Below are 18,194 nucleotides of genomic sequence, written 5' to 3' on the forward strand. Positions count from 1 at the left end.
GGCAGACGAGTTTTTGGCTGGTAGGCCAATGGCCGAGGTAGCTATTGAGACGTTGAACCAGCTTGGCGCTAGAAAATCGGGGGCAATATTCGGGGCCAAGTCTTAAATGTTAATTCCCCACACTCGTAGACGGACGCCCACCAACGCGCCCGACGTACAGCTTGGGCCAAGCCTTGAATTTGAAGGCGCGCAGCTAGAAGCGCAAGGTGCCCTAGTTGAATAGTCGCGCAATGGCCGATGGGCATGCGGCACCTTGAAATTGAAGGCCTGATCTCGGCTGCTCGGCTGCTGCCGCCTCTTGCCCGCTCACCGCTCATAAGCCAACGGCAGCGCCGTCGTGAACCTCAGTTCTTCCAGCGCGAAGCTGGAACTGACGTCGAACAGCTGCGTGCCAGCGATCAAGCGCTTGTCGTCCGCGTCGTAGGCGGCGATGCCGAGCACGAGGACGTGCCGCAGGTGGTTGACGTCGCCGCTCAACCCACGGCCGGGGTCACCCACGGCCGGGGTCAGGCCTTGAATTTGAAGGCTTGTGCTGACAGCACAGCTGGCTTTGGTGTTGCAGAACGTTGCTCCGGCACAGGGATAGGCGTGCCGATTGATAGGCATCAGACATCACCACGACTCGAAGCATCTCGCCCTTCTCGATGCAAGGTGCTCGAACAGCGCCGGCTTTCACAAACCACGAGCCCAATGAGGCAGCTCCGCATCAAGACGCGCCGCCAGGAATTCCACAACGCTGCTGCGCAGCAGTAAAAGAAGCTGCCTCATGGCGAGCTGGCACCTCAGCCTTCGGCATGCCGAAACTAGGCCCGCCACGTGGACCCACGCCGCGGGTCTGGGTCGGTCTTTTTCGGGCGATGATGTCGCCCAGCCACCCCGGAGCCCTCGCATGAGCCTGAGCAACGACGCCAACAGCGCCCCCGCCGCCCCCTTCGACCGAATCAGCGCCCGCCGCACCGAGCTCGGCGAAGGCCTGACCATTCGCCGCGCGCTACCGACGGCGCAGCGGCGCCGCGTGGGTGCCTGGTGTTTTCTCGACCACATCGGGCCCGTGCAGTTTGAGGGTCAGGCGCTGGCGAATGGCGGTCTGCATGTCGGCGGCCATCCGCACATCGGCCTGCAGACCGTCACCTGGATGATCGAGGGCGAGATCCTGCACCGCGACAGCCTGGGCAGCGAGCAGCTGATCCGGCCTGGCGAGGTGAACTTGATGACGGCCGGCCACGGCATCGTCCACACCGAGGACGCACCCGCCGGCACCGCGCGCATCCACGCGGCCCAGCTCTGGATCGCCCTGCCCCCGGGCGAGGAAGACCGGCCGCCGGCCTTCGAGCACCATGCCAGCCTGCCGCGCTGGCAGGAGCAAGGAGCGCATTGGACCCTGCTGGCCGGCAGCCACGCCGGCCGCACGGCGCCGCCGCGGGTCTACACCCCGCTGCTGGGCCTGGAGATCCATGCACCGAGCCAAGCCGTCGAGCTGCAGCTGGAGCTGCGCGGCGATTTCGAGCATGGCCTGCTGCCGCTGGAAGGCGAACTGGGCCTGGCCGGCGAGACCCTGGGCACGGGCGAGCTGGCCTATCTGGCGCCGGGGCAGGCGCCTGCGTCCCTCCACCTCAGTGCCGGCGGCCGCCTGCTGCTGCTGGGCGGCGAGCCCTTCCCGGCCGAGATCGAAATGTGGTGGAACTTCGTCGGCCTCAGCCGTGCGGCGGTGGCCCGGGCGCAGGCCGATTGGGATGCGCAGCGCGAAGCGGGCGGCCCGCGCTTCGGCCGGGTGCAGGGCGATGAAGGCCGGCGCCTGGTGGCCCCGCGCCTGCCGGCCAGCGGCTACTGAGGTCAGCCCCCAAAAGATGGGCGCGGGTTTGCGGCTAACTAGCTAGCTAACGCTGGCTTGCAGCGGCTACTTTTCTTCGAAGCGCTTCAATCGCACCCGCGCTCACCCTTCAAGGGCGGCCGATGCCGGGGGCCGTGTTCAGCCGGCTCACGCCGAGCGCGAACGTCGAGCTCAAGCGTCAAGCTCAGGCGCTGCGGCGACGTGCAGCGAAGGCTGCGAACAGAGCCAGCCCGGCCAGTGCCCAGGACGAGGGCTCGGGCACTTGATTGCCCGAAGGGATGCGCGACAGCGTCACTTCGAAGCCAGCACCCGCGTTGTCCCAGAAGGCCGAATCGCTCACACCCAGGTAGAGGCGGCCGCTGCGGGTTGCTGTGAACTGCACGTTCGTACCGAGAGCGAACAAGGAGCTTTGCGAGATACCGTTTGCCACGTCGGCGGCATCAAAGGCCTGGAAGTTGCCACTGTCGTCGCCAACAATGCTGCCGACCAAGGCGCCGAAGAGATTGTTCAGCCCCGTGAAGTGCGAAGTCCCGTTGCCAAGACCCTGCATCACTTGCCCGTTCGCGTCGCCACAGCCCATATTGCCGCTCAGGCACAGGGTGCCGCTTGCAGTGACCTGCACTTTGTCGCCGGCCTGGACTTGAAACCCGCTGTTGACGAAGCCCAGGGTCGAAGACAGGATGCCTTGCTGCGCGGTGTTGGCATTGCCATTGACGCCACCGAAGCCGCCGCCGTTCATCACGCCAACATGGACGGGTCCAGCGTGGGCGGCGCCTGCGAGGGCCAAGCCAAGGGTTGCGATGGCAAAGGAATGGATTGCGTTTTTCATCATCTTTCTGTCGCTCTTTCGAATTCATGGTGTTCCGCCCCCCTATCGCATGGACGGGCTCCCCCAAGTGGAGAGCAAACGTCACCACGCAAATGACATGCCAGCGCGAGTGCTGCGCCAAGTGGAGTCAGGCACAAGACGGGTCAAGGCAGCCCTGTTTCCGAGCAGATGGCCGGATTTGAGAACGAGCAGGCGTGTCTTGCTTCACGGTCAGGGCCGCCCCCCCCCGAAACGCGGGGAACCTTGCAAGGCCAGGCGGTATGGCCACATCGGCGGCGGCTCACGAAACAAGTTGTAAAGATTGGCGACAGTTTGCCGCGAAGCCCGCCAAGCGCGCCGCAGCTTTAGCTGCTGAGGCCCACTCGTGCAGGCCGCATGGATACCGTGTAACTCGGGCGCCAGCACCGGCGGGCGGGCGAGCGAGCGACCAGCCAGGCCAAGCAGCGCGCCATCGCCGCTCTAACGCCCAAGCCCCAGGCGCCCGGCCACATGCGGCAGGGCACGGCGCACCTCTTCACCGGGACTGGCGGCAGACCATCTCCGGCGCCTGGTAGCCCCAGACGATGCGGGCTTCGCCCTGGTGCTCCCAAAAGCTCTGATTGCGGCCGACATAGCGGCTGCCGCTGGCGCTGCGCTCGGCAAACATCAGCGAGCTGCTGTCGCCGAACTCGGCCACCAGGGTCGGCGGCTCGGTGGCGAAGAAGTTCACCACCACCTCCTTGGCGGCATTGCCATCACAGGCCCAGCGTATCGGGCCCTGCGCCGGCAGCAGTCGGTAGCGAGCCTGCAGCTCGGCGATGCGGCGGACATAACTGTCTTTCACGCAGGCCGGTTTGTCCTCGCTCTTCCAGCACTCGTCCCGGCCCTTGACCCAGCCGCGCTGCTCGGCCTTGAGCAGGGGCGGGCGCTCCTTGGCGGCCTTCTTCAGAGCCTGGCCGTAGACCTGGGCCAGCTGGCGGTCCAGCTGCACGAGGCCCGCATCCGCGCAGACCAAGGCGGCGATGCTGCCGGGCTGGACCTTGGCGCAGTCGAAGGCCGGACCAGGCGCCGCCTGCAGCGCGGGTGCGGCGCCGCCGAGCAGGGCCAAGAGCAGGCCGAACAGGCCGGGCCGCATGCGGATTGCGCTACGCTGCGCGAAAACCAGGGAGCGCGAAAAGATGCAAAACATGGCAGGGACTCCAAAAGTTAGCAGCGATCAGAGATTAAGCGATCTTGCCGCGCTGCCGGCGCTGGGCCGGCGCCGCCTGGTTCTGGGCCTGGCCCAAGCCGGTCTGCTCAGCCTGCTGCCCACGGCGGTGCATTGCGCGCCGGAGCTGTGGGTGCACAACGTCACCCGTCTGTACAGCGTGCCGGTCGCCGGGATCGAGCACCCGCGCTCGGCCGCCGAGATCGCGGCCGCTTTGCGCGCCTGGCCCGGGCAAGTCGCTGTGGGCGGCGGGCATTTCAGCATGGGCGGGCAGGTGGCGATTGCCGGCGGCCTGCAGCTGGATTTGCGCGGCATGAGGGCCCTGGTCTGGCTGCGGCCGGAGCAGATGCGGGTGCGGGTGCAGGCGGGCATGAGCTGGCGGGATCTGCAAGACCATCTCGACCCGCTGGGCCTGGCCGTCAAGACCATGCAGAGCTATTCCAATTTCAGCATCGGCGGTTCGGTCTCGGTCAACTGCCATGGCCGTTATGTCGGCCATGGGCCTGTGGGCCGCACCGTGCAGGCACTGCAGCTGGTGCTGGCCGATGGCCGCATCGTCGAAGCCAGCCGCAGCGAGAACGCCGAGCTGTTTCGCGCTGCGCTGGGTGGCTACGGGGCGCTGGCGGTGATCAGCGAGGTGGAGCTGGATCTCGCGCGCAACTGCAAAATCCGCCGCGAGGTGAAAAGCCTGGCGCTGGCCGACTACCCGGCCTACTTCCAGCGCGAAGTGCTGGCCCGCGGGGACTGCGTGCTGCACAACGCCGATCTGCTGCCGCCACGCTTCGACCAGCCGGTCGCTGTGAGCTGGCGCCGCTGCCCGGATGGCACGGCGCTGACCGAGACCGCCCGCCTGGTGCCCCGCGGCGCCAGCTACCGGCTGGAGCAGAGCCTGATCTGGGCCATGAGCGAGTTGCCGGGTGGGGCGCTGTTGCGCAGCCAGGTCGTGCACCCCTTGCTCAGCGCTGGCAAGGCGGTGCAATGGCTGAACCACGAGGCCAGCCTTGATGTGGCCCAGCTGGAGCCGCGCCAGCGCACGCACTCCAGCTATGTGCTGCAGGAGTACTTCATTCCGCCACGCCATTTCCTGAGCTTCACCCGAGCCATGGCGGCCCTGCTGCGCCAACGCCAGGTGATGGCGCTGAATGTGTCCATCCGCCACGCCCCGCCCGACACCGACAGCCTTCTGCCCTGGGCCAAAGAGGAGGTCTTCTGCTTCGTGCTGTACTACAAGCAAGGCACGGACGAAAACGCCCAAGCCCTGGTGGCCGGCTGGACGCGCGAACTGATCGCCCTGGCCCTGGAACACGAGGGGCGCTACTACCTGCCCTACCAACTGCACGCCAGCCGCGCGCAGTTCGAGCGCGCCTACCCGGAGGTGAGCGAGCTGCGCCGGCTGAAGCAAGCGCACGATCCGGCCGGCAAGCTGAGCAACCAGCTCTGGGCGCGCTATCTGTAGGCCTCGGTCCTTTCACCCCCTTCTGGGGGTGTTGTCGTTTGAATTCAAACGCATACACTGCCTCGCATCGGGTCGTTTCAGGCCCGCAGGAGCAGGACCATGACGCAAGCGACGAGCACGACGATGGAGCCGCTGTCGGCGCGCATCCCTAGCGACCTCTACCTTTGGCTGGCGCAGCTGAAGGTCGAGGGCGCCAGCACCAACAGCGACAAGCTGCGCGTGCTGCTCGGGCAGCTCAAGCGCCAGCATGACGGCGCTTTTGACTTCGTCACCGCTCTGGCCTGGTGCCGCGATCTGGCCGCCCGGCCGCGTGCCGCCCTGGCCCAGCTGGAGGCCAGCACCGGCCAACATTCCGAGGTGCTCAGCCAGGCGCTGGAGCACATCAGCCATGCCATGGCGCTGCTGATCAGCGCCGAGGTTGGCAATCTGGAACAGGCCAAGCAGCTGGAAGACAAGCTGCTGCGGCGCAGCTTTGCCCACACCGAATCCTTGCTGCGCCAGGCCACCATCCCGCAAGCTGCGGCCTTCGACCCCGACGGCGTGCAACGCCATATCGGCGCCACGCTGCAACTGGCGCAAGCCATCCAATGTCTGCAACAAGCCCGTCAACAAGGAGCGTGAAATGGCCGAAACCCTGAGATCCCGCGTCACCCGTGCCATGGCTGGCGGCGTGCACGCCTTGCTGGACCGCATCGAAGACCGTGCGCCCGAGGCCATGATGGAGCAAGCCTTGCGCGAACTCGACCAGGTGGTGGACGAGGTGCGCCATGAGCTGGGCACGGTCACCGCCAACCGCCATCTGGCCCAGCAGCGCCATGCCGAGCTGAACCGCCAGCACGACACGCTGAAAGCGCAAATCGACACCGCCCTGGGCCAGGGCCGCGAAGACCTGGCGCGCGCCGCCGTGGGCCGCCAACTGGACATCGAAACCCAGCTGCCCTTGCTGGAGGCCAGCCTGGCCGAGCTGGCCCAGCAGGAAGGCGAGCACCGCGGCTACGTCGATGCCTTGCTGGCCAAGCGGCGCGAGATGGAAGCGGCGCTAAGCCAGTTCCGGCAAAGCCGGGCCAGCAGCGCCGGCACAGCGGCCCACCCCGGCAGCAGCGCGGCCCAGATTGAACAGCGCATGGCGGGCGCCACCGGCGCCTTTGACCGCATCTACGAGCGCCAGACCGGCCTCTCGGGCGTGGCCCGCGCCGGCCAACTGGACGACGCCAGCAAGCTGCAGACCCTGGAGGAGCTGGTGCGGCAGACGCAGATCGACGCGCGCCTGGCCCAGCTGAAACAGTCCGGCGCTGACGGTCAAGCATGAGCCTGTTCACCACCCCGGAGAACCTGCCCTTCGGCATCGCCTTCGCCCTGATCGTCGGCATCGCCCTGCTGGAAGGCCTGGGCATGATGATCTCGATGAGCCCCAGCAACTGGCTGGACGACTGGCTGCCCGAAGCCGGCCACGACGGCGCGCTCGACCGGGTGCTGGGCTGGCTGCATCTGGGCCGGGTGCCGGCCCTGGTCTTGCTGCTGCTGTTCCTGACCGGCTACGCCTTGTTTGGCTACAGCCTGCAATTGGTCAGCCGAGGTCTGGTCGGCCACTACCTGCCGGCATGGATCGCCGGCCTGGTGGCCGTGCCCGCAGGCCTGACCACGGTGCGCGCGCTCGGCGCCCTGGTGGCCCATATCGTGCCGCGCGATGAAAGCTCTGCGGTCAGCGCCCAAACCCTGCTGGGTCGGGTTGCCACGGTCTATGCCGGCCACGCCCGCCAGGGCCTGGCCGCCCAGGCGCGGGTGCGCGACGAGCATGGCCGCGTGCACCACCTGCTGGTCGAGCCCGACCTGGCGGACGAGGTCTTCGAAGAGGGCAGCGAGCTGCTGCTGGTGCGCAAGAACGGCGCCATCTACCGCGCCATCCGCAACCCGCACCCGGGCCTGGTCGAGCGCTGAGGCGCCCCACTGATTCAAGGAGGAAGAGGAAAGCCATGGACAACAATCTGATTGAACTCGGCAGCATCGCCGGCATCGCCCTGCTGGGCCTTCTGGCCATCGGCCTGGTGTTCGCGCGCCTGTACAAGCGCTCGACCAAGGAAACCGCATTCGTGCGCACCGGCCTGGGCGGGCAAAAGGTCATCATGGACGGCGGCGCCATCGTGCTGCCGGTGTTTCATGAGCGCGTGTTGGTCAATATGAACACGCTGAAGCTCGAGGTCATGCGCCGCGAGCGCGAAAGCCTGATCACCAAGGACCGAATGCGCGTGGACGTGACCGCCGCATTCTTCGTGCGCGTGCAGCAAACGGCCGAGGCCGTCAGCACCGCGGCCCAGACCCTGGGCACGCGCACCCTGGCACCGGAAGCGCTGAAAACCCTGGTGGAAGACAAGTTCGTTGACGCCCTGCGCGCCACCGCCGCCACCATGACCATCCAGGAGCTGCAAGACAAGCGCCGTGATTTCGTGCAAGCGGTGCAGAACGCGGTGGCCGAAGACCTGGAGAAGAACGGCCTGGAGCTGGAGTCGGTCTCGCTGACCAGCCTGGACCAGACCGACAAGCAGTTCTTCAACCCCAACAACGCCTTCGACGCCGAGGGCCTGACCCGCTTGACCGAACAGACCGAGGCGCGCCGCAAGCAGCGCAACGATGTCGAGCAGGAAACCGAGATGCAGGTGCGCACCAAGAACCTGGAAGCGCAGCGCCAGAAGCTGACCATCGAGCAGGATCAGGAATTCGCCACCCTGGCCCAACAGCGCCAGGTGGAAACCGCGCGCGCCGAACAGGCCGCGCAGATCGCCACCCAGCAAGCCGAGCGCAGCCGCGAAGCCGAGGCCGCCAAGATCGAGGCCGAGCGCCAGGTCAGCCAGAAGAAGATCGAGGCCGAGCGCGAGATCAAGTCGGCCGAGATCGACAAGAACCTGGTCGTGCAGACCCGCGAGATCGAGCTCGAGCGCAAGACCGAGATGCAACGCGCCGAGCAGCGCAAGCAGGTGGAAATCGCGCGCCAGGACATGCAGATCGCGATTGCCAACAAGAGCAAGGAACAATCAGTGGCCGATGCCCTGGCCAACCAGGCGCGTGCCGATGCTGTCAAGGCCGAGGAAGGTGTGAACACCGCCCGTCAGGTGGCGGTGGCCGAGCGGGAGAAAAACATCCAGCTGATCGAAGCCAGCAAGGAAGCCGAACAGCTGGCGATTGCGGTCAAAGTCTCAGCCTCGGCTGAGAAAGAAGCCGCGCTGGACCGCGCCGAGGCCATCACCATCGAAGCACGCGCCAAGCAGGCCGCCGCCCTGGCCGAAGCCGAAGGTAAACGCGCCATCAACGAAGCGCTGAACACCTTGTCGGCTGCGCAGATCGACCTGCAGGTGCGCACCCTGCTGCTGCAGCAACTGCCGCAGATCATCGAGCAGGCGGTGCGACCGATGGAGAAGATCGATTCGATCCGCATCTTCCAGGTCAATGGCATGCCCGGTGCGGCCGGGGACACGGGCAGCACGATTGGTGGCGCCACCGGCGGCACGCAGACGAACGGCACCTTCCCCGAGCAGGTGATGAACTCGGCCCTGCAGTACCAGATCGCCAAGCCCATCGTCGACGCGGTGATGAAGGACGCCGGCCTCAGCAACGAGGGCATCACCGGCATTGCCCACAATCTGGCTGGCCTGCTGCAGCCCGGATCGACCACGCCGACCCAACTCGCCAACTGAGCGGGGCCGCGCGGGCCAAGCAGCCCTTCAACCGCGCCGGGCCAACCACGCCAACAAATCCGGCAGCGGCATGGGCTTGGCGTGCAGATAGCCCTGGATCAGGTGGCAGCCGAGGTCGAGCAGGCGCTCTTGCTGCTCGAGGGTTTCGATGCCTTCGGCGATCACCTGCAGGCCCAGCTGCTCGGCCAGGGAGATGATGGATCGGGCGATGCGGGCATCGCCCTGGCCCAGCATGACGACGAAGGAGCGGTCCAGCTTGAGGGTCGAGAAGGGCAGGCTCTGCAGGCGGTGCAGCGAGGAGTAGCCGGTGCCGAAATCGTCGAGATGCAGGTGGAAGCCGGCGGCGGCCAGGGCGTCGAGCTGTTGCTTGGCAAAGTCGGCATTGCTGGCCAGGGCTGATTCGGTCAGCTCGAAGTGGATGCTGTCGCGCGACAGGCCGGCGCCGTCGACCAGACTGCACATCTGCTCGACCAGATGCCGGCTCATCAGCTGACGCGGCGACAGGTTGACGTTGACCACATGCCGGGCATCGAGGGCCAGCAAGGCAGGCAAGGCAGCGATCACCTTGCGCGCCACCGCTGCGCCCAGTTCGTTGATCAGGCCGGTCTCCTCGGCCACTGGGATGAAGCGGGCCGGTGAGCAGTAGCCGCCCTCCAGCGGCCAGCGGGCCAGCGCCTCGAACAAGGCCACCTCGCCGGTGCGCACATCGAGGATGGGCTGGAACCAGACCTCGAGCTGATCCTGACGCAGGCACTCGCGCAGCTGCTGCTCCAGCAGCATGCGCTCTTGCACATCGCCGAGCAGGGCATCGTTGAAGAGGCTGTAGCGGCCCTTGCCGGCACGCTTGGCGGCATACATGGCCAGCTCGGCATTGCGCAGCAGATCGTCCTTGTTGATCGTCTGGCCGGGCTTGGCATGGAGGTAGGCGATGCCGATGGAGCCGGTGACCGTGACCTCCATGTCCTGGTAGCTGACCGGCTGGGCCAGGGCCTGCTGGAGCCGGCGCACAAAGCTCAGCACGCCCAGCTCGCCCTTCTCGGCCACATAGATCAGGGCGAACTCGTCGCCACCGAGCCGGGTCACGACATCGGAGGCGCGCACCAGCTTCTTCAGCGTCTGCCCGGTCTGCACCAGCAGGTGGTTGCCCAGCTCGTGGCCGAGCGAGTCGTTGAGCAGCTTGAAATCATCGAGGTCGATCAAGAGCAGGGCCAGGGTCAGCTCGCGGTGGCGGGCCTTCTGACCCAGCAGCTGGTCGATCTGCTCGTAGAGCTGGCGGCGGTTGCCCAGGCCGGTCAGGGCATCGGTGCGGACATCCCGCTCCAGCTCGGCGCGCGCCTGGTCCAGGCTGCCCACCATGCCGTTCAGGGCCAGGGCCAGTTCATCCAGCTCATCCTGCCCTTGCACCGGCCAGCGCTGAGCCTGGGCCTGCCCGGGGCGAGCGCGGCCCGCGCCGCGGTGGCGCCGGGCCAGGCGGGCGAACTCGGCCAGGCGACGCAGGATCAGCCGGTCGAGCAGCAGGACCGCCGCCGCACCGGCGAGCAGCACCAGCACAAAGCTGTTCAGCAGCAGCACCAGCAAGCCGGTCTGGCGCTGCCGCTCCAGGGCCGGGGGCAGGTCCACTTGCAGCAGCAGCTCGCTTTCGCCCAGGGCATCGCGCAGGGGCTGGGTGATCTGGGCCGCAGCCGTGGTCATGGCCGGGGAAGCAGGCGTCAACTCGCCGACGGCCGCCGGCAACATACGAAACGTTGACCCTGTGCTCAGCGACAGCTCGCGCAAATTGGCTTCGTCCATCACCTGCACCATGACCAGCCAGCCTAGCTGCGGCGACAGGCGCTCGGTGCGCCGCACCGGGCTGAACACCATCAGCATGGGCCGCCCATCGACCCAGCGCTTGACATCGCCACCAATGCTGCGGCTCACCAGGGCCTGGTCCATGGCCAGGGCGCGCATGCGCTGCACCAGAGGACGGGTTTCATCGAGGGTTTCACGCTGGCCATCGCGCATCTCCACACCGGCGTGGAAATGGCCGTCCAGGGCAAAGAAGGCAACCGCGCTGACCTGGGCATTGCGCAGGGACTCGGCGGTGAAGTTGACCGTCAGGAACTTCTCGTCCGGCTCGCTCATGAAAGCGGCGGCATCGTCCCAGAATCCGTAATCGCTGGCCACACGGATGCGTGCGCTGACGTCTTGCTGGATGGCTGCGGCCACGCGCGCCACGCGCTCCTGAGCCACTCTTTGCTCGAAATCACCGAGACTGCTGTCCAGCATCCAGGCGCTGGCCGCGAAACTGAGCGCCCCGACGGCGCACAGCAAGAGGCCCAGAATGCCCAGAGTCTTCAAACGCAGGCTGCGACGATTCCACATGCGCGTGCGGGGCCTGGATCAGGCCTTGGTCAACGTGGTCGCATCTTACGGGCTGCCCCCGGCTTCAAGGCGCGAGAACTGCCCGGGTTTTCGGATCAGTCGTCGCATCAACATTTCAACCGGACCCTGTGGAAAGCGGCGAAGCCAGACCCAACAGCCCAGCAAGGCCAACACACCGAAGCCCAGGCCCAAGGCCAGCACCTCGGCCAGGCTGCGCCCGGACAAGAGCCCGGCTGATTCCAGCAAGCCCATGCCGAGCAGAATGTGGGCCAGATAGACCGACAGGGTGCTGCGGCCCAGGGCCCGCAGGGCCGCCCAGTCGGGCAAGGCCAGCAAGGCCGCCCCGACCAGCGCCGTGGCCAGCGCCCCGGCGCTGAACATGTACAAAGGCCCCGGCGGTAAGGGCGTCGTGCCCCACAGTGGGGCCCAAGCGGGCAGCCACAGGGCCACACCCTCACGCACGCCCAAGCAGACCAGAAACACCGACGCACCGCCCAGCATCAGTCGCCACTGCACGGGCCGCTGCTGCAAAGGCAAGCGGGCCAGGCCCATGCCCCAGAGGAAAAACGCCATCCAGGGCAGCACCGGATGGAAGCCGTTGAACAGCAGGTGACGGACAAAGCCCTGGGGCTGCCACAGATCGATGTAGCTGAGCGTCTGCCAGTCCCAGCCGCTGTCATAACTCCAGCGGAACAAGGCCGCCACATACAACAGCGGCAAGAGCAGGGCCAGTGCCATGCACAAGCGACCCGAGCGCCCCAGGAAAAGGACACCCAGGGCGAAGTAGCAGGCGTAGAAATGCAGGATGTCGGCCGGGAAGATCAGCAGATTCAACAGGCCCATCACAGCCAGCCAGAAAGCACGGCGCAACGCTTGCGAACGCGCCTGGGCCAAGGGCTGGCGGGCCGCCCCCATCACCGGGCCCATGCCGGCCAGGGTGACAAAAATGGCGGCCGTGCGACCCTCCAGGGCCAGGAACAGCGAGCCCAAGCCCGCGTCGGCCGAGGCCTCGACGCCCATGGCCAGGCGAAAGTTCACCAACACCATGCCCAGCATGCTGAGCCCGCGCAGGCCATCCAGCGCGGTCAGGCGCACGGCCGGCGGGGCCGAAGCGGTCAAAGCGGTCGAAGGGGGCGAAGCTGCAGTCAAAGTTGAGGGGATCGGCATAGGGTGGCAGCGATGAGGGATCGATCACGCCAGGGCAGAGCCAGCCACCACCGCCGCGCGATTCCAAGAAAACGCTGGAGCGTAGTGCCAGCTCTCGGCAGCCAGTGTCACCACAGGAATCGTCGAAGCCCAGGCCCCGCGCCGGTGCAAACGCCGAGATTCAGCGCATGGCATCCGCCATGCGCACGCCAGTTGAGCGGTCAGGCCGTACCGGCCAGCACCCGGCTGATCGGGCTGATGCCGCCAGCCTCGACCAGGGCCTGGTGGATGGCCGCGATCAGCTGCTCCTCCAACACGGGCTTGTGCAGCAGCACCAGACCGGCGGCATGGGCTTCGCGCAGGCGCTCGGGCGCCGTGTCGCCGGTGATCAGTACCGCGGGCAGGCCCGGCAGGGCATTGCGCAAGGTGTGGAGCGCGGAGATGCCGTCGTCGCCATCGCGCAGGCGGAAGTCGGTCAGCACGATGTCGGGGCGGCGCATCATGCACTTGAGCAAGGCTTCGCGCGTGCTGCCGGTGGTGGTGACCTCGCAGCCATGGCTGCTCAGCAGGGCACGCATGGCCTCGCGCACCGGCGCCTCGTCGTCCAGCACCAGCACATGCAGGCGGGGCAGGCGCGGCTGGGCGGCGGCTGAGGCTGCCGCACCATCACTCACCGGCGCGGCCGAGGCCGGGGCGCCGGCGATGCTCAGGCTGAAGGTGCTGCCCTGGCCCAGCTCGGATTGCAGCTGCAGCGGCAGGTCCAGCAGGTCGACCATGCGGCTGACGATGGACAGGCCCAGGCCCAGGCCCTTGGCCCGGTCGCGCTCGGCATTGCCGATCTGGTAGAACTCTTCAAAGATGCGGGCCTGTTCGGCCGGCGCGATGCCGCGGCCGGTGTCGATGACGCGGATGGTCCACATGGGCTCGTCATCACCGTCCTCATCGTCATCGCCGAATTCCGGCGACACGACGACCCGCACGCCGCCACGCTCGGTGTATTTGATGGCGTTGTCGATCAGATTGCGCATCACCCGTTCGAGCAGCAGCGGGTCGCTCTCCACGAACACCGAATCCGGGCACTCGAAGACCAGGCTCAGACCCTTGCCCTGGGCCGTGGCCTGCATCTCGAGGCAGATGCGGCGCAGCCAGCTGCTCAGGCAGAACACCTGGTTGGCCACCGGCACCACCTGGGCATCGAGCTTGGAGATGTCCAGCAGCCCGTCCATCTGCGAGGCCAGGGACTGCAGGGCCAGATTCATGTGGCGGCCGATCTCGGCGCTCTCAGGATCCAGAGGCCGCCGCACCAGGGCTGAACCGAGCAAGGACAGCGTGTGCATGGGCTGACGCAGATCGTGGCTGGCGGACGCCAGAAAGCGCGTCTTGGCCTCCATGGCCTGCTCGGCCTTCTGCAGGGCCAGGCGCAGTTGCTGGTTGGTCTGGGTCTGTTGCTGGCGGATCAGCACCGACTCCACAAACACACGGTAGGCATCGCGCCCGAGGCTGGCCAGAATCCAGGCAAAGCCCAGGATCAAGGCCCCCAGGGCCACCTCCAGCCAGGTGCTTTCGCGACCGCCGGCATGCCAACCCAGCCAGGCCAGGCTGTTGCTGAGGCTGACCGGCAGCAAGAAACTCAGCAGCACCGGCGCCGAGCCGGCCGTGGTGGCCACCGAACCAGCACACAAACCCAGCAGCAGCATGGTCTGCACCATGCGCTGGTAGTCGTCGAAATAGGGCACAAACATCAGCGAGGCGCTGAACACCAGGCCATTGAGCAGGCTCAAGCCGGTGGCCGCGCGCAGGCGTCGGCGCAACGAGAGATGGCGCCAGACGGCCAACTTGCCCAAGCCCCACCAGCGCAGCGCCAGCACGCCCACCACCAGGGCCAACCAGAGCATGGCGAGCCAGTGCTGGGTGCCCTGCCAAGCCATGATGGCGATCACGGCGGCGCTGAATCCGACCGGGTACGGCATGCGCCGGCCCTGCTGGGCCAGCAGGCGCAGCAGCTCTTCGTCAACACTGGCCTGTTCGGCCGAGATCGCTCGTGTCATGGAGGTGGGTGAAGAACCGGGGCCAGTATCCCCCGGCCGGATGCCCTGTGTCAGCGCGGCGCGGCCAGATGCAAGCCCGCGATCAGCGCACGCAATCGCAGCTGATCCATGTCAAGGCGGCGCATCTGCTCGCGCAGGCGCGCCCGCTCTTCATCGTTCTTGGAGTCGCGCAGAAGGCGCTCGAGGCGCTGCAGCTCGGCATCGTTGCGAATGATTTGCTGCTGCAAGCCATAGAGCTGCTGGCCGATCTGGTAGTAACGCAGGAACTCGTCCTCACCTGCCTGGCCGCGGCAACCTTCCCAGTAGATTTGGTTGCGCATGCCCTCTCGCCAACCATTGCTGGCGGTGCAATAGCTGCGGATGCCGCGCTCCCAACCCTCGGTCCAGGCCTTGCTGTCGGGGCTGATGCCGATCTTGCCGCAGGCTTCGACATGGTCTTCGATGCGCTGGGCGCTGCGACCCTCGCGGCCGTCAGCCAGGCCACGGGCCTGCCAGTCGGCCTGACGGCATTGCGATTCGCTCATGCTGGCGCAGCCGCTCAGGACCGCCAGGCTGGCCAAGATGCACAGGGCCACACGTGGGCCGCGATGGTGTTCGATCATGCTGCGATGCTAGCCCATGCCGAGGCAGGCGAGGCCCGCCCCGCTGTGCACTTGTCGCGCGTTTCGCCCCGGTCGATGTGTGCTGGGCGCTTCAGGCCAGGGCCACCCGGCTGGGCTGGCGCGCGTCCTGCAAGACGCCGTCCAGCAAGTCCAGGTAGTAGCCCAGCGGCGGCGTGCGCTTGCCCGGGTGCTTGGCCAGGTCATCCCAGCGACGCAGCTGCAGCGCCCGCGCGGCCTGCGGTTGGGCCAGGAAGAGCAGGCGCTCTTCGGCATTCATGCGGCCGCCTTGCAGGGACAGGGAATGCAGGGAGGCTGCCGACAGGCTCTCGGCATAAGCCGGGTCGCTGCCGACCAGAAAACGCTTGGCCTGCACATGCAGACGGATGGGCTCCAGCACATCGGCCGCGAAGCCACCGCTGGCCAGAAAGACCAGGGCGCGGGTCTCGTGCTGGTCGTCCTGCAGCTCGGCCTCGGCCGGCGCATCCATCAGTTGTCCCAGGTCGTGCAGAAAGGCGGCCGCCACCAGGGCGTTGTCGGCATGGGCCCATTCGGCCAGCTGGGCGCATTGCAAGGCATGCTCGAGCGCGCTGACGGCCTCGCGCCGCTCCAGGCGCTGGCCGGTGTAGACCAGGGCGCCGCGGCGCTGAAACAGAGCTTCGATCTTGCTGACGATATCCATGGCGGGGCTCCAGAGAAACGGACGATGCGATCCATCGCCCCCGGCATCTTGTGCTGGCGACCGTGACCCGCACATGACGCCCGCATGTGCACCCCGTGAAGGTGAAGAATGCCCCGGGCAGCCATTCAAATTCCCTGAACCCAGGCATCAAGCGCCATGAACCGCCACACCGCGGCGACGGCGCACACTGCCGACATTGCGACACACCGGCGCCCCGCGCCAGACCGCCATGACCGTTTCAGCCCCAGCCTCCGCCCCCGAGTCCACACCTGAGCCCGCACCCAGCGCCGCCGTGCCGCGCTACAGCCCGGTGGCCATGGCGCTGCACTGGCTGCTGGCCCTGCTGATCATCGCCACCTTTGCCTTCGGCGTGTACATGGCCGACCTGCCCTTCTCGCCCAGCCGCATCAAGCTCTACAGCTGGCACAAATGGGCGGGCGTGACCATCCTGCTGCTGTCCACCCTGCGCCTGCTCTGGCGCCTGGGCCACCGCCCGCCGGCCGATGCCCCCATGCCCGCCTGGCAGGCCCGTGCGGCCCACGCCACCCATCTGCTGCTCTACGTGCTGTTCTTCGCCGTGCCCCTGGCCGGCTGGGCCTACAGCTCGGCGGCCGGCTTCCCCATCGTCTGGTTTGGCGTGCTGCCGCTGCCCGACTTCGTGCCGGTGGACAAGGCCCTGGCCGACACCCTCAAGGAAGCCCACAAGCTGCTGGCCTTTGCCATGGCCGGCCTGGTGCTGATGCACATCGCCGCTGCGCTGAAGCACCAGCTGCTGGACCGTGACGGCCTGCTGCTGCGCATGATGCCGGCACGGCGCTGAAGCCCTCGGCCCCTGCCTGCCCCACCCCTTTTTCGAAACCGAAGCGAAAGGCTTTGCGATGAAACCGATCCGTTTGATGGTGATGACCGCCCTGCTGGCCAGCTTGAGCACCAGCTGGGCGCAAACCAAACCCAGCGCTGCAGCCAAGCCCGCAGCGGCCGCACCGGCGCCCGCCGCCGCGCCGCAGTTGCAGGCGGCTGGCAGCGAGCTGCTTTTCGTCAGCCGCCAGATGGGCGTGCCGGTGGAAGGCCGCTTCAAGAAATTCGACGCCCAGCTGAGCTTTGACCCCAAGAAGCCCGAGGCCGGCCGTGTCGCCTTCACCATCGACCTGGCCAGCGCCAGCCTGGGTGCCCCCGAGTTCGACGCCGAGCTGGGCAAGGCCGCCTGGTTCGACAGCAAGCGCCTGCCGCAGGCCAGTTTTCAGAGCAGCGCCATCAAGGCCTTGGGCGGCGGCAAGTTCGAAGTCAGCGGCAAGCTGAGCCTGAAGGGCCAGACCCGCGACCTGAGCGTGCCCATCAGCCTGAGCCAGGCCGGCGGCATCACCACCGCGAACGGCAGCTTTGTGCTCAAGCGCCTGGAGTTCAAGATCGGTGACGGCGAGTGGGCCGACACCTCCATGGTCGCCAACGAAGTGCAAGTGAAGTTCAAGCTGCTGTTCAGCGGCGTGGCCCCACTCTGAGCCTTTGCGGCAAAGCAGATCGCTGCCCGCCCCCGATTTCCCCCGACCCTTTTTCCAACTTTTTTTGACCCAGCAAGGAAGCCCTGAGATGAACAAGACCCTGATCGCAGCCCTGGCCCTGGCCGCCTCCAGCTTCGCGCAAGCGGAATCGGCCACCTACGCCATCGAGCCGACCCACACCTACGCCACCTTCGAGATCTCGCACTTCGGCGTGTCCACCAACCGCGGCCGCTTCGACAAGAAGGAAGGCACGGTCACCCTGGACCGCGCCGCCAAGACCGGCCGCGTCGAGCTGACCCTGCAGATGGCCAGCATCAACACCGGTTCGGCCGCCTTCGACAAGCATCTGCAAAGTGAAGACATCTTCGACGCCGGCAAGTTCGCCACCGCCAAGTTCGTGGGCGACAAGTTCAGCTTCAGCGGTGACAAGGTCACCGAAGTGGCCGGCGAGCTGACCCTCAAGGGCAAGACCGCCCCGGTCACGCTCAAGGCCGTCAACTTCGGCTGCTACCAAAGCCCCATGCTCAAGCGCGAAGTCTGCGGCGGCGACTTCGAAGCCACCCTCGACCGCACCCAGTGGGGCGTGGACTACGGCCTGGCCTGGGGCTTCCCCAAGGCAGTGAAGCTGGTGATCCAGGTCGAAGCCGTCAAGCAGTAAGCCCCCTCGGCCCTGCACCTGCCCTGCCTCCGGCCGGGCTGATCACCCGCCCGCCAGGCCTCACCAGGCCCGCGGGCTTTTTCATGGGCACGGGCGCTTCGTGATGCAGTTCACGCCCGCCATGCAACCGCCGCGCCCTCGTGGCGAGCCCGGCTGTAACCCGGCCGCCGGACTGTCGCTCGTTCCTGCAATTCAGCCCCTTGCCAG

At 67.1% G+C, this 18,194-nt stretch carries 17 protein-coding genes; 9 read left to right on the forward strand and 8 right to left on the reverse strand.

Features of this window, described 5'->3' with window-relative positions; all coding sequences use genetic code 11:
* Positions 1-306: 306 nt before the first annotated feature.
* Positions 307-498 carry a hypothetical protein gene (locus AC1Q6P_RS10830; protein ID WP_492665206.1) on the reverse strand — a complete coding sequence of 64 codons (192 nt, stop codon included), beginning with the start codon at positions 496-498 and terminating at the stop codon, positions 307-309.
* Between the two features lie 391 nt (positions 499-889).
* Here AC1Q6P_RS10830 and AC1Q6P_RS10835 point away from each other — a divergent pair, with 391 nt between their 5' ends.
* Positions 890-1,831: a pirin family protein gene (locus AC1Q6P_RS10835; protein WP_492665207.1), complete on the forward strand. Its 942-nt coding sequence runs from the start codon at positions 890-892 to the stop codon at positions 1,829-1,831.
* Positions 1,832-2,015: 184 nt separating this feature from the next.
* On the opposite strand, the gene AC1Q6P_RS10840 is transcribed toward AC1Q6P_RS10835, so the two are convergent.
* Entirely contained in the window at positions 2,016-2,660 is a 645-nt protein-coding gene (locus AC1Q6P_RS10840) for a PEP-CTERM sorting domain-containing protein (protein ID WP_492665208.1), read from the reverse strand.
* A gap of 514 nt (positions 2,661-3,174) precedes the next feature.
* Positions 3,175-3,828, reverse strand: a complete 654-nt coding sequence (locus AC1Q6P_RS10845) for an MliC family protein (protein ID WP_492665209.1) — start codon at positions 3,826-3,828, stop codon at positions 3,175-3,177.
* Between AC1Q6P_RS10845 and AC1Q6P_RS10850 the strand changes: the two genes are divergently transcribed.
* The 5 genes from AC1Q6P_RS10850 (at position 3,827) to AC1Q6P_RS10870 (ending at position 8,991) form a co-directional block, all read left to right on the forward strand.
* Positions 3,827-5,302, forward strand: coding sequence for an FAD-binding oxidoreductase (locus AC1Q6P_RS10850; RefSeq protein ID WP_492665210.1), 1,476 nt, complete (start codon positions 3,827-3,829; stop codon positions 5,300-5,302). The two genes, AC1Q6P_RS10845 and AC1Q6P_RS10850, sit on opposite strands and share 2 nt — an antisense overlap.
* 99 nt (positions 5,303-5,401) lie before the next feature.
* Positions 5,402-5,923 (forward strand): hypothetical protein, encoded by a 522-nt coding sequence (locus AC1Q6P_RS10855; RefSeq protein ID WP_492665211.1) that lies wholly within the window; start codon positions 5,402-5,404, stop codon positions 5,921-5,923.
* Between the two features lies 1 nt (position 5,924).
* Complete coding sequence (locus AC1Q6P_RS10860) at positions 5,925-6,611, forward strand: PspA/IM30 family protein (RefSeq protein WP_492665212.1); 687 nt, start codon at positions 5,925-5,927, stop codon at positions 6,609-6,611.
* Positions 6,608-7,240 (forward strand): YqiJ family protein, encoded by a 633-nt coding sequence (locus AC1Q6P_RS10865; protein ID WP_492665213.1) that lies wholly within the window; start codon positions 6,608-6,610, stop codon positions 7,238-7,240. The genes AC1Q6P_RS10860 and AC1Q6P_RS10865 overlap by 4 nt, the downstream gene beginning before the upstream one ends.
* Positions 7,241-7,275: 35 nt before the next feature.
* Positions 7,276-8,991 (forward strand): flotillin family protein, encoded by a 1,716-nt coding sequence (locus AC1Q6P_RS10870; protein WP_492665214.1) that lies wholly within the window; start codon positions 7,276-7,278, stop codon positions 8,989-8,991.
* 27 nt (positions 8,992-9,018) lie between these two features.
* Here AC1Q6P_RS10870 and AC1Q6P_RS10875 read toward each other — a convergent pair whose 3' ends face one another.
* The 5 genes from AC1Q6P_RS10875 to AC1Q6P_RS10895 all read right to left on the reverse strand — a co-directional run bounded on the left by AC1Q6P_RS10875 (position 9,019) and on the right by AC1Q6P_RS10895 (position 15,830).
* Complete coding sequence (locus tag AC1Q6P_RS10875; RefSeq protein WP_492665215.1) at positions 9,019-11,355, reverse strand: putative bifunctional diguanylate cyclase/phosphodiesterase; 2,337 nt, start codon at positions 11,353-11,355, stop codon at positions 9,019-9,021.
* 45 nt (positions 11,356-11,400) lie between these two features.
* Positions 11,401-12,474, reverse strand: coding sequence for a DUF418 domain-containing protein (locus AC1Q6P_RS10880; RefSeq protein WP_492665216.1), 1,074 nt, complete (start codon positions 12,472-12,474; stop codon positions 11,401-11,403).
* Positions 12,475-12,722: 248 nt separating this feature from the next.
* Entirely contained in the window at positions 12,723-14,549 is a 1,827-nt protein-coding gene (locus AC1Q6P_RS10885) for an ATP-binding response regulator (protein WP_492665217.1), read from the reverse strand.
* Between the two features lie 50 nt (positions 14,550-14,599).
* Positions 14,600-15,151, reverse strand: a complete 552-nt coding sequence (locus tag AC1Q6P_RS10890) for a DUF2799 domain-containing protein (RefSeq protein WP_492665218.1) — start codon at positions 15,149-15,151, stop codon at positions 14,600-14,602.
* A gap of 91 nt (positions 15,152-15,242) precedes the next feature.
* Positions 15,243-15,830, reverse strand: a complete 588-nt coding sequence (locus AC1Q6P_RS10895; protein ID WP_492665219.1) for an HD domain-containing protein — start codon at positions 15,828-15,830, stop codon at positions 15,243-15,245.
* A gap of 229 nt (positions 15,831-16,059) precedes the next feature.
* Between AC1Q6P_RS10895 and AC1Q6P_RS10900 the strand changes: the two genes are divergently transcribed.
* From AC1Q6P_RS10900 to AC1Q6P_RS10910, 3 genes are all read left to right on the forward strand, one after another.
* Entirely contained in the window at positions 16,060-16,650 is a 591-nt protein-coding gene (locus AC1Q6P_RS10900; RefSeq protein WP_492665220.1) for a cytochrome b, read from the forward strand.
* Between the two features lie 82 nt (positions 16,651-16,732).
* Positions 16,733-17,329 (forward strand): YceI family protein, encoded by a 597-nt coding sequence (locus tag AC1Q6P_RS10905; RefSeq protein ID WP_171828716.1) that lies wholly within the window; start codon positions 16,733-16,735, stop codon positions 17,327-17,329.
* A gap of 88 nt (positions 17,330-17,417) precedes the next feature.
* On the forward strand, positions 17,418-17,987 hold the full coding sequence (locus AC1Q6P_RS10910; protein ID WP_102769334.1) for a YceI family protein: 570 nt from the start codon (positions 17,418-17,420) through the stop codon (positions 17,985-17,987).
* Positions 17,988-18,194 lie beyond the last annotated feature (207 nt).

It is taken from the genome of Roseateles sp. GW835-FHT13E02 (assembly GCF_058794035.1).